This is a genomic window from Desertibacillus haloalkaliphilus (assembly GCF_019039105.1).
Classification (GTDB): domain Bacteria; phylum Bacillota; class Bacilli; order Bacillales; family KJ1-10-99; genus Desertibacillus; species Desertibacillus haloalkaliphilus.
Map to the genome: position 1 here is coordinate 1 of NZ_JAHPIV010000578.1, position 332 is coordinate 332.

At 40.7% G+C, this 332-nt stretch carries 1 protein-coding gene; it reads left to right on the forward strand.

All coding sequences use genetic code 11. The features are described from left to right. The coding region (locus KH400_RS23350) for a Clp protease N-terminal domain-containing protein (protein WP_281418777.1) at window positions 1-332 on the forward strand (332 nt) is incomplete at both ends.

The window sequence follows — 332 nt, forward strand, 5'->3', positions numbered from 1 at the left end:
GATCTGAAAAGATTCAAAAGGAAGTTGAGTCGTTAATTGGAAAAGGACAAGAAGGATCTAAGACGATTCACTATACTCCAAGAGCGAAAAAAGTCATTGAACTTTCGATGGATGAAGCACGTAAACTAGGGCACTCTTATGTTGGAACCGAGCATATTTTACTTGGCCTTATCCGAGAAGGAGAAGGTGTTGCGGCTCGTGTTTTAAATAACTTAGGGGTGAGTTTAAATAAAGCTCGTCAACAAGTGTTGCAATTACTTGGGAGCAATGAAGTTGGGAACTCTTCTGGTCAAAGTACAGGGGCAACAAATGCAAACACTCCAACACTTGAT